The sequence below is a fragment of the Enterobacter sp. RHBSTW-00593 genome (assembly GCF_013784105.1).
In the GTDB taxonomy this organism is placed as follows: domain Bacteria; phylum Pseudomonadota; class Gammaproteobacteria; order Enterobacterales; family Enterobacteriaceae; genus Enterobacter; species Enterobacter ludwigii.
On the sequence record NZ_CP056393.1, the window covers coordinates 2,608,447 to 2,625,466 of the forward strand.

General features: G+C 48.6%; 20 protein-coding genes. 17 read left to right on the forward strand and 3 right to left on the reverse strand.

From position 1 onward, the window contains the following. Positions 1–43 precede the first annotated feature (43 nt). The 8 genes from HV242_RS12315 to HV242_RS12350 all read left to right on the forward strand — a co-directional run bounded on the left by HV242_RS12315 (position 44) and on the right by HV242_RS12350 (position 5,594). On the forward strand, positions 44–958 hold the full coding sequence (locus tag HV242_RS12315) for a LysR substrate-binding domain-containing protein (protein WP_014170388.1): 915 nt from the start codon (positions 44–46) through the stop codon (positions 956–958). A 216-nt stretch (positions 959–1,174) separates the two neighbouring features. Beyond that, positions 1,175–1,456: a hypothetical protein gene (locus tag HV242_RS12320; protein WP_050736891.1), complete on the forward strand. Its 282-nt coding sequence runs from the start codon at positions 1,175–1,177 to the stop codon at positions 1,454–1,456. Between the two features lie 38 nt (positions 1,457–1,494). Further along, the gene (locus HV242_RS12325; RefSeq protein WP_014170390.1) at positions 1,495–1,839 is read left to right on the forward strand and encodes a carboxymuconolactone decarboxylase family protein; all 345 of its coding nucleotides are present in this window, start codon (positions 1,495–1,497) and stop codon (positions 1,837–1,839) included. A gap of 43 nt (positions 1,840–1,882) precedes the next feature. Further along, positions 1,883–2,566, forward strand: coding sequence for a cupin domain-containing protein (locus HV242_RS12330; protein WP_220131399.1), 684 nt, complete (start codon positions 1,883–1,885; stop codon positions 2,564–2,566). Next, positions 2,563–3,666: a flavin monoamine oxidase family protein gene (locus tag HV242_RS12335; protein WP_181616726.1), complete on the forward strand. Its 1,104-nt coding sequence runs from the start codon at positions 2,563–2,565 to the stop codon at positions 3,664–3,666. The genes HV242_RS12330 and HV242_RS12335 overlap by 4 nt, the downstream gene beginning before the upstream one ends. 173 nt (positions 3,667–3,839) lie before the next feature. Continuing rightward, a complete protein-coding gene (locus HV242_RS12340) occupies positions 3,840–4,196 on the forward strand; it encodes a cyclophilin-like fold protein (RefSeq protein ID WP_050736893.1) in 357 nt (118 codons plus the stop codon). A 109-nt stretch (positions 4,197–4,305) separates the two neighbouring features. Beyond that, positions 4,306–4,803 carry a (R)-mandelonitrile lyase gene (locus HV242_RS12345; protein WP_228175334.1) on the forward strand — a complete coding sequence of 166 codons (498 nt, stop codon included), beginning with the start codon at positions 4,306–4,308 and terminating at the stop codon, positions 4,801–4,803. Continuing rightward, positions 4,803–5,594, forward strand: a complete 792-nt coding sequence (locus HV242_RS12350) for a carboxymuconolactone decarboxylase family protein (RefSeq protein WP_080990151.1) — start codon at positions 4,803–4,805, stop codon at positions 5,592–5,594. Before HV242_RS12345 ends, HV242_RS12350 begins: the two co-directional genes overlap by 1 nt. Before the next feature lie 75 nt (positions 5,595–5,669). On the opposite strand, the gene HV242_RS12355 is transcribed toward HV242_RS12350, so the two are convergent. Further along, positions 5,670–6,569: a LysR family transcriptional regulator gene (locus HV242_RS12355; RefSeq protein WP_014170396.1), complete on the reverse strand. Its 900-nt coding sequence runs from the start codon at positions 6,567–6,569 to the stop codon at positions 5,670–5,672. Positions 6,570–6,835: 266 nt separating this feature from the next. On the opposite strand from HV242_RS12355, the gene HV242_RS12360 reads away from it, so the two are divergent. The 3 genes from HV242_RS12360 (at position 6,836) to HV242_RS24495 (ending at position 10,184) form a co-directional block, all read left to right on the forward strand. Beyond that, positions 6,836–7,600 carry an SDR family NAD(P)-dependent oxidoreductase gene (locus HV242_RS12360; RefSeq protein ID WP_014170397.1) on the forward strand — a complete coding sequence of 255 codons (765 nt, stop codon included), beginning with the start codon at positions 6,836–6,838 and terminating at the stop codon, positions 7,598–7,600. Positions 7,601–7,743: 143 nt separating this feature from the next. After that, positions 7,744–8,613: an aldo/keto reductase gene (locus HV242_RS12365; protein ID WP_050736895.1), complete on the forward strand. Its 870-nt coding sequence runs from the start codon at positions 7,744–7,746 to the stop codon at positions 8,611–8,613. A 314-nt stretch (positions 8,614–8,927) separates the two neighbouring features. Beyond that, a complete protein-coding gene (locus HV242_RS24495) occupies positions 8,928–10,184 on the forward strand; it encodes a mechanosensitive ion channel family protein (protein WP_047356781.1) in 1,257 nt (418 codons plus the stop codon). Between the two features lie 167 nt (positions 10,185–10,351). Here the strand turns inward: HV242_RS24495 and cspE are convergent, their stop codons facing one another. Continuing rightward, positions 10,352–10,564: a transcription antiterminator/RNA stability regulator CspE gene (gene cspE / locus HV242_RS12375; RefSeq protein WP_014170400.1), complete on the reverse strand. Its 213-nt coding sequence runs from the start codon at positions 10,562–10,564 to the stop codon at positions 10,352–10,354. A gap of 589 nt (positions 10,565–11,153) precedes the next feature. Between cspE and HV242_RS12380 the strand changes: the two genes are divergently transcribed. Then, complete coding sequence (locus HV242_RS12380; protein WP_050736943.1) at positions 11,154–11,759, forward strand: hypothetical protein; 606 nt, start codon at positions 11,154–11,156, stop codon at positions 11,757–11,759. A gap of 317 nt (positions 11,760–12,076) precedes the next feature. Here HV242_RS12380 and HV242_RS12385 read toward each other — a convergent pair whose 3' ends face one another. Beyond that, the gene (locus HV242_RS12385) at positions 12,077–12,610 is read right to left on the reverse strand and encodes an HD family hydrolase (RefSeq protein ID WP_181616727.1); all 534 of its coding nucleotides are present in this window, start codon (positions 12,608–12,610) and stop codon (positions 12,077–12,079) included. Positions 12,611–12,864: 254 nt separating this feature from the next. Here HV242_RS12385 and HV242_RS12390 point away from each other — a divergent pair, with 254 nt between their 5' ends. The 5 genes from HV242_RS12390 to HV242_RS12410 all read left to right on the forward strand — a co-directional run bounded on the left by HV242_RS12390 (position 12,865) and on the right by HV242_RS12410 (position 16,983). Then, entirely contained in the window at positions 12,865–13,260 is a 396-nt protein-coding gene (locus tag HV242_RS12390; RefSeq protein ID WP_181616728.1) for a Crp/Fnr family transcriptional regulator, read from the forward strand. A 45-nt stretch (positions 13,261–13,305) separates the two neighbouring features. Further along, positions 13,306–13,530: a helix-turn-helix domain-containing protein gene (locus HV242_RS24500; protein WP_458309217.1), complete on the forward strand. Its 225-nt coding sequence runs from the start codon at positions 13,306–13,308 to the stop codon at positions 13,528–13,530. Positions 13,531–13,833: 303 nt separating this feature from the next. Next, complete coding sequence (locus HV242_RS12400) at positions 13,834–14,799, forward strand: nucleoside hydrolase (RefSeq protein WP_044867516.1); 966 nt, start codon at positions 13,834–13,836, stop codon at positions 14,797–14,799. Further along, positions 14,789–15,772 (forward strand): adenosine deaminase, encoded by a 984-nt coding sequence (add, locus tag HV242_RS12405; RefSeq protein WP_044867514.1) that lies wholly within the window; start codon positions 14,789–14,791, stop codon positions 15,770–15,772. The genes HV242_RS12400 and add overlap by 11 nt, the downstream gene beginning before the upstream one ends. A gap of 62 nt (positions 15,773–15,834) precedes the next feature. Further along, the gene (locus HV242_RS12410; protein ID WP_044867512.1) at positions 15,835–16,983 is read left to right on the forward strand and encodes an MFS transporter; all 1,149 of its coding nucleotides are present in this window, start codon (positions 15,835–15,837) and stop codon (positions 16,981–16,983) included. The last annotated feature ends 37 nt before the right edge of the window (positions 16,984–17,020 follow it).

Here is a 17,020-nt window from a genome sequence, read left to right on the forward strand (position 1 = left end):
CGCTCAGGTATACTGAAAGAAAGAATAAATCGGAGTACCTGCAATGCGTTCCCTGAACAGACTTAAATGGCTACATGCTTTTGAAGCGACCGCCCGTCACGGCAGCTTTACCGGTGCAGCGCAAGAGCTTGGCGTGACGCCTGCCGCAGTAGGCCAGCTTGTTCGTTCGCTCGAAGACTGGGTTGGTCACCCGCTGCTTCGCCGTACGCGGTCGGGTAAGGAGCGCCTGACGCTGGTGGATGAGGCTCAGGATGCGCTGCAGGACATTACGCAGGGCCTGGACAAGCTGGAAAGCGGGTTAAACAAACTGCGCGGACGTCGCGCACGTTCTGTCGTGGTCGTCACCGCCTCTCAGGTATTGATGATGAACTGGCTGATGGAGCGTCTTAACCGCTTCTCAGAAACGCATGACACAATCGATCTGCGGCTTAACGTCACGGAAAAGCTGATGGACGTATCGCACGGCGAGGCGGATATCGGCATTCGCTGCGGACAGGGAGACTGGCCCGGTGTGAATAAAACCTGGCTGATGGATGAAGAGGCGGTGCTGGTCTGTAGCCCCCGCCTGGTGCCTCCGGAGAAAATTGCCTGTGGTGACTGGCTCGCCACGCAGAAGCTGATCCACGATGACACGCCGCACCCGGGCGCGAATTTTCCCTCATGGGACGACGTTCTCCGTACCGTCAATGCCCCTGGCGCGCTGGAAAGCAGGCTGCATATTAACTCCACCTCCGCCGTTATTCTCTCGGCCCTGAGCGGCCGGGGGGTGGCGATTGTGCGTCACGCGCTGGTGAAACAGCTGATTGAAACCGGGCAACTGGTTCAATTGCACCCAGACCATCGCTGGCCGTTAACATGGTCTTACTACCTGGTGACCCCGCAGCACACCGCCATGCGTGAAGAAGTAAAAATATTTCACGACTGGCTTCTTCATGACGTGGTCTCTGACAATCCATAACCCCCCCTTTTTTAAGCATCATGCGGCAAAGGTCATCGCGTACCGGCATGATGCTTCTCTCATCAGACGCCCGACATAGTTTTTCTTTTCTGCAACGCAAGATTAACTGATTTGTTGAAGATAACCGGCTTTCTCATAATCGCCCTCAACGAACGGTAAAGCAGACCGGTACCTTATCCGGCCGCCTTGCCTTAACCCTGAGCGAAGGAGAGAACGATGGCTTATCTGCAAATCAGCCTTGATATCAGTAATGAAAACCGTGCGGCAGCCGCCGGGGTCTACCAGCAATACAAAACCCCGTTCCTGACCACCATCGACGGTGCCATCTCTAAAGAACTGCTTGTTCGTGACGAGGACGTACAGGTCCTGCACGGATTTAAAACCGTGTCCCATGCACAGGCGTATCTCAGCAGTCCGCTTTTCACCCAGGACGTCGTTGAAGCACTGAAACCGTATCTGAACAGCGCGCCTGAAATCCGCATTTACGACGTCCTGTAACGGGCATTTTCTGAAACCTACACGTACCGGAGCTATGAATGTTTTTAAACTGGAATGAATATCGCACCAGCCTGCTGGCCACCGTCGGGAAATTTGCCAGACTGCAGCCTGAATTTATGAAAGGCTTACAGCAGATGGATAAAGGGGCTTCTGAAAATCAGCACCTTGATCCCAAGACCCACGAACTGATTGCGCTGGCTGTTGCCGTTACCACTCGCTGTGATGGTTGCCTGGCGGTACATGTGGAAGCTGCGGTTAAGAAAGGCGCAACGCGTGAAGAGATAGCTGAAGCGCTTTCCGTTGCCATCAGTCTGAACGCCGGTGCTGCGTTAACCTATACCGCCCGGGCTCTGGATGTTTTTGACAACCTGCCAACAAAATAAACCTGCATACGGCACCGCCTGCGGTGCCGTTTAATGACTGACTATGATGTTACTGAATTCTGATTTTTCACAGCGAGCCATCATTACTCCTGATGACTACCGCTGGGTGCCCTCCCCGCAACCTGGTGTGGAGCGCGTCATGCTTGATCGCATTGGCCGCGAGCAGGCTCGCGCAACCAGCCTTGTCAGGTATGCCCCTGATTCTGTGTTTCCTGAGCACACCCACCCCGGCGGAGAAGAGATTCTGGTGCTGAGCGGTACCTTTACGGAAAACGGAACCGATTATCCGGCTGGCTGGTATCTGCGCAGCCCGGACGGCTCGTCGCATCGACCGTCCAGTCGTGACGGCACCACCCTTTTCGGTAAGCTGCGCCAGTTCGCCGCCGAAGAACAGGAACCGGTCAGGATCAATACCAACGAGGCGAGTCGCTGGCACGGCCAGCCGCACAGACTCATTTGTCCCCTGTTCGCAAGCGTAGCGGAAACCACCCAGCTTCAGAGGATCGCACCGGGTGAACGACTCTTCTGCGCTCCGCTCGCCGGAGGAGCCGAGCTCCTGCTTCTCGAAGGGGATATCAGCGCACCGGAAGGTCGTTACCTGAAAGGAAGCTGGCTCAGATTTCCTGAAGGCGATTTGCCGGCGCTGGCGGCCGCCGCTTCTGGGGCACTTTTTTATCTTAAAACGGGACATCTCAGCCCGACCACACTGACCGGAGCGATACCATGAAAGGCAACGTTATTATCATTGGTGCGGGTGTCAGCGGCCTGTATGCGGGCACACTGCTTGAAAAAGCGGGAGTGGATTACCTGATACTGGAAGCGAGGAAAAGAACCGGCGGTCGCGTACTTTCAGGTCAGGTGTTAGCAAACACGCCTGATGGGGTTCATGTGGACATGGGCGCGACCTGGTTCTGGCCGGAAATTCAGCCTGACTTCGCACACCTGGTTCATCAACTTGGATTAACGCCTCTCCCTCAGGGGCGACCAGGGGATATGCTTTATGAACGCCAGACGACGTCCCCTGCGCAACGTTATCCTGCCTATGTGACATCACCGGAGTCGTTCAGGCTTCAGGGTGGAATGCAGGCGCTGACGAGCGCATTAACACGCCAGATCCCGGCGCAGAAGATTAAGTCAGACCATCAGGTGGTTTCCATTTCCCGTCTCGGCGAGGGTATGCAGGTCGCGACGCAGTCCGAAGCGGGCGAAGGCTCACTTTTCACCGGTGAACACGTTTTCCTCGCCCTGCCTCCCGCGCTGGCAGCAAAAATGACGTTCGAGCCGGCATTGCCGGAGCGGGTCCTTTCACACTGGCGTAAAACGCCGACCTGGATGGCGCCTCACGCAAAATATGTCGCCCTGTACCAGACCGACTTTTTGCAGGCACAGCATCTCTCCGGCGACGTAAGCAGCCGTGTGGGTCCGATGGTTGAAATTCACGATGTGTCAGAGCCCGATACCGGCAAAACGGCTATCTTTGGTTTTATTGGCGTACCGGCAAAATCGCGATGGACGGTGAGCGAGGCCGAACTCAAGCGACTGTGCCGGGAGCAACTGGTGCGACTCTTCGGAGAAGACGCGGCAGAGCCTGAAGCCGAGTGGATAAAAGACTGGGCCGCTGATCCGTTTACGACGACAGAATTTGACCTGCAGCAGGACGTCGGACACGCACAGCCGCAACAGGTTCCGGCGCAGGAAGAATGGGCTGATAAATTAACCGGGATTGCCAGCGAATGGTCACCGCAATTTTCGGGTTATCTGGCCGGCGCAATTGACGCTGCTGCTGAAGGCGTTGGGCACTGGTTACGCCACGTTGCCAGACCCTGAGGCCTGTATCTGCCGATAACAAACATTTTGCTTCCCGGACCGGATTAATGAAATTTATTCATTTTTCTATTCTGATAACGCCTATTAACACGCGGTTTATTTCTGTTAAGAATAGTTGCCAATGACTGCAGACGATTGCCGGCTGGCGCAACGAACTCATACAGGAAAACCCGATGAAGATAAAAATTATACTGAACGACAAGACGCTGACCGCAACGTTGAATAGCAGCCAAACCAGTCGTGACTTTATCGCACTGTTGCCCCTTACGCTGCAGCTGAAAGATTATGCCGGGGAAGAGAAAATCGGCGATCTTCCTCGCCACCTGTCCACGGCCGGCGCACCTGCGGGTACCGCGGCCGCTAAGGGTGATATCACGCTATATGCCCCGTGGGGAAATCTGGCGATTTTCTATAAAGCACACGGATATGCGTCGGGATTAATTACGCTGGGGCAATTAGACGAACCGGATGCCTTGCCCGTATCACCTGCTGAATATAATGCCCGATTTGAGCTACTGACGGATAAGTAGCCGCCCGAATATGTATTTCCGGCACAGCCGGCAAATCTCATCACAACACATTTATCCCCTTCTCTTTTTCCCGGTACCGGGTTTGCCGTTTCATTCACAACAGGAGAGTATGATGATCCGTTTCACCTCTGTAGCAGCATCACTATTGGTATTTGCAGGTATGTCCGCACACAGCGAAACCACCCCTTCAGCTCAAATGACCGTGTCTGAAACGGGCAGTCGCGCGACGATTGCCGAACCCGCTGACCACTTTACCGGACGTGCTTACATTGACCCCCTTTTCTCACCTGTCGCCCCGCAAAGAGCTGGCGCCGCGTATGTCACCTTCGTGCCCGGCGCACGTTCCGACTGGCATACCCATCCGCTTGGGCAAACACTGGTGGTCACGTCCGGGACGGGCTGGGTGCAGGAGTGGGGGCAGGAGCGAAAAACCGTGCACGCCGGGGATGTCATTCAATGCCCGCCAGGGGTTAAACACTGGCACGGCGCAACGGATAAAACCACGATGGTGCATATGGCCATTCAGGAATCGAATGAGCAGGGGCAAAACGTGAACTGGCTTGAAAAAGTCAGCGATGCGCAGTACCTGCAGGCGGGAGGGCATTAATGCTGAACAGAACCGCCCTGCTTATCGTTTCACTCTTATTGATTAACGGATGTGTCTCCCAGACTACTCAAAACAGGAGTTCGACAATGAAACCGGAAGACTCACGGGACGCTGTAACCCAGGTCGCGCCAGCAATGGCTGCCTATTCAGAACAGTTTATTGAAAAAGATCTCTGGAATCGCCCGGAACTGTCGCGACGCGATCGAAGCCTGGTGACGGTTGCAGCGCTGATCAGCCGCAATGATACGGCGGAACTTCCCCACTACCTCAACGTGTCGCTGGACAGCGGCGTAAAACCTGCGGAAATCTCAGAGACAATCACCCACCTGGCTTTTTACGCCGGCTGGCCGAACGCCACCTCTGCGGCGCTGATCGCGCGTCAGCTGTTTGCTCAACGCCATATCGATACCGCTTCCTTGCCAGGCGGAAAGGTGGATTTCCTGCCGCTGGATGAAGAGTCGGAAAACAAGCGTGCCACGCTGGTTGAATCAAACTTTGGCAAGGTCTCGCCGGGCGTAGTGAAATACACGACCGACGCGCTATTCCAGAACCTGTGGCTCAGGCCCGGACTGGCGCCACGGGACAGAAGTCTGATCACGGTCAGCGCGTTGGTCACTGCCGGCCAGGTGGCCCAGGTTCCTTACCATCTCAACCGCGCCATGGACAATGGTTTAACCCGGACCCAGGCGTCCGAAGTCCTGACGCAACTGGCCTTTGTGGCGGGCTGGCCCAATGTTTTCTCGGCGATGCCGGTCTTTAAAGAGGTGTTTGCCGGCAGGGATAATGCCTGACATTTAGCCACGCAACTGTAAACGCCAGGCACCGGATGAGGGGCCTGGCTTTGCGTTGCTGACAAACGTCTCTCTTCAGGGATGTTTGTAATGGCGTAGCGCGTCGACCACCAGCTGGAATGCTTTCGATAGATTTCGGTTCTCGGGATAGTAAATATAATAGCCATCCCAGTAGGGGCACCAGTCGTCGAGCACGCTAATAAGCTCCCCACGGGCGATATGCTTTTCTGCGATATCACGCGGAACATGCGCCAGGCCGTACCCTTCCACTGCAGCCTGAAGGCACTGATAGATCCGGCTAAAGACCAGCTGACCAGTGACTTTCACGTTCAGGCTTTTACCCTCTTTTTCAAATTCCCAGACGTATAAATTGCCATGCGTAGGAAACCGCAGGTTGATGCAGTTGTAATCAATCAGATCGTTAGGGTGCTGCGGCTGAGGATTGCGGGAAAAATAATCAGGTGAGCCGACCACGGCAAAACGGACATCCGGGCCAATACGCACGGAAATCATGCCGTTGGAGATCTGTTCCCCCAGACGGGTTCCTGCATCAAACCGCCCGGAAACAATATCCGTCAAGGCATAGTCATCAATCAGCTCCAGACTAATGTCAGGATATTCTTTAAGCAGCGGTTCCAGCTTCGGCCAGATAACAGACCCGATAGCATAATCTGACGTTGATATGCGCACCGTACCCGCAGGTTTGCTGTTGAGATCTTTCAGGGACTGCAAACGACCCTGAATACCATCGATATAAGGCCCCAGGTCATCCAGCATGGACTGACCAATATCGGTTAACGCAATACTGCGCGTGGTGCGAGTCAGCAGTTTCATCCCCAGACGAGATTCGAGGGTACGCATAGTATGGCTCAGGGCTGACTGCGACACGCCTAATTGGGCCGCAGCTTTGGTGAAGCTTTTTTCGCGCGCAACGGCAATAAAAGCCATTAAGTCATTAAGATTTTCTCGTGCCAATCTGGGCCTCTGATATCCGGAAAAAATGGGTGGCTGATTCATCCCAATACACTGTCTCTTCAGACGAAAAGCGTTCTGGCGGTATGGCGTTCATTATAAATGACGGCCGCCTGCGCTGTACGAGAAGCAGTCTATCTAATTTATGAAAATTCCTCATTACTGCATTTTGATTTAGTCAGTTTTAACAACATCACATTTCCCGCAGAATACTTTTACACAACGTGAGACGTCTGCATTGCACGTGATTCCACGGTAAGAGGTATCAAATGGTTAAGTATGATTTTAGTGGCAAGGTGGCGCTGGTCACCGGCGCGGCTTCCGGTATGGGGCTCGCGACCGTCAGGGCATTTTGCGAATCTGGCGCAACGGTGGTGATGGCGGATATTCGCGAGGATGCGTTATCTCGCGAAGCGGATGCGCTACTGGCTGAAGGGTATACCGTGAAACCCGTCGTCTGCGACGTGACTGACGAAGAGCAGGTCAGACGCATGATTGAGAACGCAGTACAGGCGTTTGGTCAGCTCGACGCCGCCTATAACAACGCCGGTATTCAGAGCCCCATTGCAGAAACCGCAGATGCCAGCGGCGAAGAGTTTGATCGCGTCAACGCGATTAACCTGCGGGGTATCTGGAACTGCATGAAATATGAGCTGCAACAAATGCGCCGTCAGAAAAGTGGCGCTATCGTTAACTGTTCGTCTCTGGGCGGGCTGGTCGGCATTGCCGGGCGCGGCGTTTATCATGCGACAAAGCACGGCGTTCTCGGGCTGACCAAAAGCGCAGCGCTGGAATATGCCGCACGTGGAATACAAATCAACGCCGTTTGTCCCGGCATTATCCGCACGCCAATGGTCGAAAATATGCTGAACAGCGAGCCTGACGCAATGGCCGAGCTCATGAAACTGCAGCCAATTGGTCGCCTGGGCGAGCCCGAAGAGATCGCGCGCGCCGTCTTATGGTTGTGCAGTTCCGATGCCAGTTTCGTCACCGGACAGGCTCTGGCAATTGATGGCGGTTATACGGTTCAGTAATCAGATGTCATTCTGGTTTATTCCCGACAGGGTGTAGACCAGCGTATTCAGCGATTTGAAAGAATAAAGACGATTACCACGGGTTCGTCGTGGTTCTGTTTATACTTTTGAATGGTGTCTAAACAGGGTGGAGGGACTCTTCAGTGGAATATACAGTATTAAGCAACAACCTCAGAATGCCGATGGCGGGTTTTGGTGTTTTTCAGGTCACCGATAAAGAAGAATGTAAACAGTCAGTGCTGAGCGCCATTCGTACAGGCTATCGCCTCATTGATACCGCAGCAGTGTACGGCAATGAAGACGCCGTGGGCGATGCCGTTCGTGAAGCCATCGCTGAAGGTCTGTGTACCCGCGAGGAGTTATTTATTACCTCTAAGCTGTGGGTGCAGGACATGGCAAGCTACGAGACCGCCAAAGCCGGTATTGAGGCATCGTTAAAAAAATCGGGATTAGACTATTTCGATCTCTACTTATTGCATCAGGCAATGCGCGATTATTTCAGCGCGTGGCGGGCTTTGGAAGATGCGTATGATGCCGGAAAGCTAAAAGCGATTGGCGTGTCTAATTTCTACGCCCACGTGCTCACCAATTTCTGTGAAACGGTCAGAATTAAGCCCATGGTAAATCAGGTGGAATTACACCCTTACTTTGCGCAATCTGACGCGCTTGAGACCATGAAATATTACAACGTTCAGTCAGAAGCCTGGGCACCACTTGGCGGCGGAAGGCACAAACCGTACGAAAATGAAATGCTCAAGGGGATTGCCGAAGCGCATCAAAAAACCATCGCTCAGATCATTCTGCGCTGGAATGTGCAACGTGGCGTTACCGTCATTCCTAAATCCACGCACCAGAACCGGATTGAAGAGAACCTGGCTATCTGGGACTTCTCCCTGAGCGATGTCGAAATGGCACAAATCAGTTCGCTCGACTTAGGCTATGTTGGCGATGCGGTTAAACACTTTAACCCTGAGTTTGTTCGCGGGTGTCTGGGTGTAAAAATCCACGACTAAGCGCGACGCGGCGTGCCACCCTCTTCCACTTCTGCAGAGAATGTAACGCCCCTCTCCCTGCTTCGGTACCGAACAGGGAGAGGATATATGTTTTAGCGATCCAAATGCTGAAGGTGGACATCGTCTGCTTTTATTGCCTGGAACGGTTCTGGAAATAAAGTTACCGACCGAAACAAAATAGGTCTGTGCGACTTAGGATTCAGGTCGTGGACTTGTCTGTACCGGATATGCCATTATATGATTTGGTTAAATCTTTGTATTTATCTTTTGAATAAGGTTAATACAAACTGGCATACTTATTCAGGCGATAAGCGATGGTGTACTTGGATTATTTATTAACATTTATAGAAAGCAATCCGGCTCTGGCCATTGGATTTAATCTTATTCTGTTGGTCATCTCAGGTTTCTTTGCGCACCTGATGTGCAAATTCCTGCTCATAAAAATCGTCCGTAAGGTCTTCTTTGCCAGCCATAAACAGGATGTCCCGCTGGAAAAAGATCGTCGCATAGCCGAAAAGCTGTCGAATTTCATTCCGGTTATTATCGTTTATTACGTCCTGCAGTTTATGCCCAATATGCCTGCATCGCTGGTGACGGCAATAAATACCATTTGTGGGATTCTATTCTTTATTTTTCTGTCGGTTTTCTTCAATGAGATGTTGGATATTGTCAACAGCTCATATTTACGCAAGACGAAGCGTAAAAATCACTCTATCAAAGGCTATATCCAGATAGGGAAAATATTTATTCACGTCATTGCCGCGATCATGATCCTTGCCGTCATGTCGAATAAATCCCCCGCGATTATTATTTCCAGCCTCGGGGCCGTGGCGGCCGTGCTGATGTTAGTCTTTCAGCATACCCTGCTTTCGCTCGTTGCCAATATCCAGCTTTCGTCAAATGACGTCCTGCAGTTGGGGGACTGGATTGAAATGCCCGATAAAAACCTGAGTGGCGAAGTGACCGACATTGCGCTGCACACCATTACTATCCGTAACTGGGATAACACGATTTCGCGTATCCCGACCAAAAACTTTCTGACCGAAACGTATACCAACTGGCAGGCCATGTTTTCGTCAGGCGCACGCCGGATTATGCGCAGCACCACGATCGATCAGCACTCCGTTACATTTCTCACGCAGGAAACGCTGGCCCCGATGCTGGCCCTGCGCGGCACGAATGAACCGCTGGCAAAACTCATCGACGGGCGTGATCCCATGGGCATACCGGACAGTTGGTTTATGGATAATGGCCTGACAAATTTAACGCTCTTTCGGCACTACCTGATGGCCTGGCTCGCCGATCGGCCTGATATTATCAAAGATATGTATATTGTGGTGAGAACGCTGAAGCCTACGCCGTCGGGTATTCCCCTGGAAATTTATTGCTTTACCTCTTCCGTACTGTGGATGGAGTATGAAAATACTCAGTCAGCGATATTTGAATACATCACGGCTGTCGCCGGTCAATTCTCGCTCCGCTTATATCAGTATCCGGCAGGACATGATTTCTGGCGTTTATCTCAGGAACACAGCCTTCGGGACCGCACCCCACCTCCGGGTGAAGGTTAAGCTTTTTTGAAAACAGGCCGGTAAAACGGAATAATAGACAGCCTATCATCATCCTGAAGCCATAAAAAAACCCGCACTCGGCGGGTTTTTTTTATTATCGGTGAAGCTTAACTGCTCAGACTCGCGTCTTCATCGCTATCGTAAGGCTCACCGACAATGTGCGCGACTTACAGCGGAGAAACGTTACCCGCTGCTGGGCCTTTAGCGCCATTTTCAATGGTGAAGGACACTTTCTGGCCTTCATCAAGAGATTTGTAGCTGTCGCTCTGAATAGCAGAGAAATGTACGAATACATCTTTGCTGCCGTCGTCAGGAGTGATAAAGCCAAAACCTTTATCAGAGTTAAACCATTTTACTAAACCAGTCATTTTATTAGACATAGATAATTCCTTATTTTTTGAGCCACTAAGCGCGGCGATGATGGCCTGTATTTAGAGAGTAACTTATTTGGCACTTAGGAGGAGGCTCACGAAGAAGAGTATCTATTGATAACACCTGAACTGAGGACTGCTTTACTAAACTGCTTTAATAAGGTCTGTATTCCAAACCGATGACGCTATTTAGGCACAGAAAAAATTTTTAAGCAAAGTTTTTATTTTTTATTATAACCACTTAAACACCCGGACGGCTGAATGGCTATGAAAATTAAGGCGCTGGAACAGCGTATTCACGCCCTGTTTAGCTAAAGCATACCGCCCCTTTTGAGTGTGGATACCCGTCTGACGATGGGTCATCGTATGCGCGTGACTGCTCAACCAGAGGCTGAACTCGTGTGGCATGGGATTACATCGCTAAGCCGACTTTCCATCTGGATTTCTGATGCAAGGCTGAAGTCTGAGGTGGAAAGCTAATGCGCCCGCGCTAAGTAGCTCAAAATGCTTAAAATTCATGCCTATAGCGCACAAAGTGAAATAGATTTACGCTCGAAGCCACTTATCATAGGTATTTTGAATGAAAGTGGTGGTGTTAATGTTTGTGCTCAAAAGCTTTTTCTTCTTTCTTTTCGCGTCAGCAGCCTGCACTGTGCCCGTGCTTTGCCTGTGGGCGGATATCTATTTATTTAACCTGGATATACCGGAGATATCGCTGACCGAAATTGTGCAGGAATCAGTTTTAGGGGGCATTGTATTTATACACTTCCTGCTGGCGAAGAAATGGGCATTCATGCGCTATTGCAACATCCTGATTGGCGGCTTTTTCCTCTCCATGCTGATTCGAGAACTGGATGCATTTTTCGATCTTCTGGCTCACGGAAGCTGGGTATGGTTTGCACTGCTTTCCGCCGTTTGTGCTTTGCTTTATCCCGTTATCCATTATCGTCTTACCCTTACGCAACTGGCAGACTATACCCGTACCCCGTGGTACGGCGTGATGCTCAGTGGTCTGTTGGCAGTCCTGGTCTTCTCCCGACTGTTTGGAATGCACGGGTTATGGTACGCGATACTTGATCAAAGCTACGTCAGGGTAGTCAAAAATGTCGTGGAGGAAGGCAGCGAGTCATTCGGGTATATGCTCTGCCTTATAGCATCTGTAGGGTACTACTGCTCTTTCCGGTCGCTCCCCCGCCAGAAATGATTCTGGTATTTAGAGAGCACGATAAACACGCCAATCTTCCTGTGACGATGAGTTGAACGCCACAGGGAGAGCGGACTTCTATTCTCAAAAGCAAACGTTGTAGCGCCCAATATAATACGTTGCATCTCTCTTAACGCCATCCGCGTGCTCCGTGTTCAGGTAATGCCCTTATAAAGTGAAAAAGAATCAATAGTCGTTGAACAGATGAAGATAAAAAAACAACATCAAAAATCTCTTCTTCAGATTTTTAATGGTGAAGTCAATCTCCCTCGCAGCAAAAATTCACGTGATTATATGTGAATTCGCAGACTAACATCTTAACGCTCTATTAATTCGGCGAATCTCTCAAGAAATGCACTAAATGCAGCTTTCGGTAGCATCGGAACGACTTTAATTATAACCGATGGTGATATATCTCGCAGGGAAGGATAGTCTAATACCTTTTCCATACCCAGATCCCTCGCTTCAGTAGCGAGCATGATCCGATCAGCATGCTTAACTTCTGAGGCTTTACAGGAGGAAATATTAAATTTCACTCTGATCAATGACTCAATTTCTTTCTCAAGGTTTATATACTGCGGCATACATTTTTTTAAAGGAGAAGGGAAATCTTTTATGTAAGCCTCGGTGGCATCATGAAGAAGCCCTTCCAGAGCCAAATGCACTGGCGTTAAATAACTTACCAGAACGGAATGCTGAGCCACTGAATAGAAACTTTCGCATTGCCCACCAAAACGGCATCCATTTGACAAGCCCTTAGCGATATCAATTATATCTATATCATTTATACTGAGATTAAGAAAATCAATTTTCTTGCCGCTAAAAGTAACGATAGTGGTTGCTGAATGCATAAACCCGCCCCAAATAAAATAACTCTCAGACCATTTACCTGGAGTATAAAAAACGCTTTATCGAAAAAAAAGGACGCATGTCCTTTTTTCGAAAGGAGTTTTATTATAAGAGTTGATGACGATTTGAGAAAATGGTATAGATGCGCCAGAAATATCATCGCTGACAGGTTAACCTGGGGATGCCAGGCATATGACTTGAGATTATTTCATGCGCAATCTATAATAATTCACAAACAAAGCGTTGAGTCACCTTTATGAAATCATTACAAATAGATTTATCACATTCTGACATTCTGAACTCTAAACTTAAATTCATTTTACCAGATGACATACTCAGCAGAGCTAAATTACTGATTTTTAATAAGGGAGAGATTTTACTCCACCAAGGAGATTCCCCATCGGGAGTTTACTGTTTAATTAAAGGTAAGGTACAAATAGAGCATTTATCTAAAGATGGTAAAGATATTACTTTTTGTATAGAAGAACCTCTCTCTGTGATTGGTGCCATTGAAATTTTCCAACATGATAGCGCCAGCAGAAATCTGAGTACAGTAAAGATCCTTAAGACGTCAACGATAGTTTATTTTTCACTTAACTATATAAATACTATTGGATTAAATGAGCCAGTTTTTCTTCGTTTTCTTTGCTAACAACTTGCAAATAAATTATTCATCTCTTCTCAATTAAAAACCACTATGTGTTTAAGTTCATTACAGAGAGTGTCAAATTACCTCATGAATGAATATAATAAACATGGTTCCGTTATCAGGCTTGAGCGAAGAGAATTGGTCGCATCATTTCTTTCCATTTCGGTGAGACATCTCAATCGAGTTTTAGCAGAGTTACAAGAAAATCAAATCATAGAACTCAAGAATAAAACGATTATAGTGAAAGACAGTGAATTATTAAAGCCAGAGTAATCTGCAAATAACCTTCGCACCACATTCTACCACAGCCGCTTTCAACGCCATCGGAAGATGGTTCATTTATATGAAGCCTTTTTTAATCACAAGTTTTTTATTTTATAAAAGCACTAACCATATATAAAAACTATGGCGCGCGATTTTTCACAAATATCTTAGCGAAGTTAGCGCTCAGAATACTAATCGTTATTGAAGCGAGACCGACTGGCATGTCCACTAAAAAGAGATAGATGTCCTTTTTTTTGGATGCATTGTTCGTCATCTTATCTCGTGACAAGCTTCCTTACTGAGAGAAATACTATGAGAAAATTACTTATTGATACTGATACCGCTTCTGATGACGCAGTCGCTATTGTGATGGCACTCAGAGAGCGTACCGTTAGGGTTGAAGCAATCACAGTAGTCGTTGGTAACTGTGAGATCGAACAGTGTGTTCAAAACGCATTAGTGAGTATTGAAAAAGCCGGAACATATGCTCCTCCTGTATTTTCCGGAATGACAAAGCCGCTTTTTAAAACCCACTTCACTTCTCACCATATTCATGGCAAAGATGGTATGGGTAATATGGAAAATCCCCCCACCACCCTAAAGTCGGAATCACTTCATGCGGTAGATGCGATTCTTCTTTATGCAGAAAAATTCAAAGGTGAACTTGAGATCGTTACCCTGGGACCTCTGACTAATCTGGCAATGGCAGTACTGAAGGAACCAACGCTTGCGAAAAAAATTAAACATGTTTATATCATGGGCGGTGCCGGCCTTACTTCGGGAAATATCACGCCTCTGGCTGAGTTCAATTTTTTTGTTGATGCGGAAGCCGCAAATATAGTGATGCAATCAGGGCTCCCTATGACAGTCGTTGGGTGGGAAATAGGCATGGGAGAAGCTTTCATTAATGAAGATGATATAGCATACCTCAATCAACTGAGCCCCTTGGGTCAGTTCGCCGTAAGATGCAACAAATCCTTGATGGAGTTTAATGCAGGCCGAACGGTACGCAAGGGTTTTGATTTGCCAGACCCCACCACCATGGCAGTAGCGCTTTTTCCTGATATTGTTGAGGAGGCGTTTTCCCGTTATTCCTGGGTGGAGTACAAATGTGAGTCATCGTATGGACATTATGTTATCGATGCGACAAACCTTACAGGGAAAGCACCTAATGCCAGAATTATACTTAAAATAAAAAGTGGTATGTTCAAAGAGAAATTATTCTCGTTACTCGCAGACTCCGCAATGATGTATAGAGGAACTTTAGATGCATTTTAATTCCCGAAGGATTCCGAAAATTGAGCTTCACATTCATTTGGATACTTGTATTAGCTATCATTGCGCAAAAATGCTGATGCCTGCACTGAATCTTAAAGTATTTCAGTCGAATTTTATCGCACCGAGTCAATGTACTGACCTGGGAGATTTTTTAAGAAGAATTTCTCCGCAGCTGAGCTTATTACAAACCCACACTGCATTACGTCAGGCCGTCGAAGACATGTTTGATCAACTCCATGCTGATGGGGTAATTTATGCTGAGTTACGCTTTGCGCCACTCTTACATCTTAATCAATATCTTACGGCTGAAGAGGTCATTGAAACCGTCCTGGATGCCATGCAGATAAATAGCCATATTTTTGATATCAAAGCCAATTTAATATTATGTACACTGCGTCATTTTACGGCAGAACAGAGCCTTGAGACGGCAAGACTGGTGACAAAATACCTGCATTATGGGGTTGTCGCGCTTGACCTTGCAGCTGATGAAGCCCGCTACCCGCTGGATAACCATGTTGAGGCGTTTAATTATGTACGCCAGCATGGAGGCAACTGTATCGCACATGCAGGAGAGGCTAAGGATTTCGTCAGCGTAAATGAAACGCTTAATAAACTGAAAGTTTCTCGCATCGGACATGGCGTCAGAAGCATTGCTGACAGAGCGACACTAGATCGGTTGCTTGAAGAGCATATCCATCTGGAGATTTGCCCGGGTTGTAACATTGTCTGTAATATTTATCCTTCCATTGAAGAGCACCCTGTTAATGCGCTTTTTCGTGAAGGCATTTCATTAAGCATTAATACTGATGCCAGAACCGTTGCCAACACCTCACTGGATAAAGAATATCAACTATTACATCATGTTTTTGGATGGGACACAGAAGAATTTCTGGTTTGCAATATCAATGCTATTGACGCATGTTTTGCCTCGCTACCGCTGAAGAAACAACTCAAAGCCAATCTTACGGGGTGATAATCCCAGACATACATTTAAACAACAGGCATGAGCGCTCATTACATCGAATATGAAATAACATGACCACATTTTTGTATCTAATACTCTGTGCGATGTCTACCGCCGCCGGCACCGATATGGTTTTGCCTGCTATTCCACTTTTTGCTACAGTCTTTAATATCTCATCGGAGATATCACAAAGGATACTCTCCATATATGTAGCAGGTAATGCCTGTGGTTTATTACTATTTGGTAACCTGGCCGATCGCTTCAGCAAAATCAGGATGCTCTTCTTTGCGCTACTTTTATTTTCACTAACTTCTTTTGGTTGCGCGTATGCTCCAGAAATAACACTTCTTTTAATATTACGATTTATACAAGGGATGGCTTCTGCTGCAGCATCAGTTTTCATCCCTGGATTTATTAGAGGTTTGTTTCCTCATCGGAAGGCAGCCCGGGCAATTGGATTGTTAGGGAGCATACAGGCATTAGTTCCAGCGATAGCCCCTGTAGTAGGTACACTTATCCTGCAGTTCTTTAACTGGAGAATCACGTTTATCTCTCTGGGCGTACTGACGATGGCTTTAGCTGTAATGATAAGGTTTGCAAAGGGATCAGAACGAAACCCAGGCCAGCACACGCCTGGAACGTACGTACAATTATTGAAAAATGCTGTTTATCTTCGCTATGCATTGAGCCAGGCTTTGGCCGTTGGCGGTCTGATAACGTTCGTATTCGGAGCACCAAGCGTCATTATCCTTTCCATGGGCGGGAACCTGAATGACTTCATCCTTATGCAAATGTTGAACGTAGGAGGTTACATCATCGCCGCCAACATTTCTCCGGGGTTGGCTGAACGTTTTAGCCATGAAAAAGTAATTCTTGCCGGCACGCTTATGGCATTGCTCAGCGCCTTCGCGCTATCGGGATATGGTTTCCTGAACGGAAGCCGGGCTTTTGTTATGACCATACTCTTTACGCCAATGGGTTTTGCGCTGGGGTTAAGGGGCCCCGTCGCCTTCTACAGGGGTATCGTTTCTGCAGGCAGTAATGATGCCAGAGGATCTGCGCTTATGATTTTCCTCACCTTCATAACGACTGCGCTGGGGTCACTCATAACTGGACATTTTATTACGGGTGGGCTCACCCCTCTTGCCATGTCAGTCACCGCCATGTTCTTACTGTCATTTTTGCTTTTTGTGTTATTGCCAAAACTGAACCGCCAGTGAATAAACAACAATGGGTAAGTCAATATTCTTTACAGCA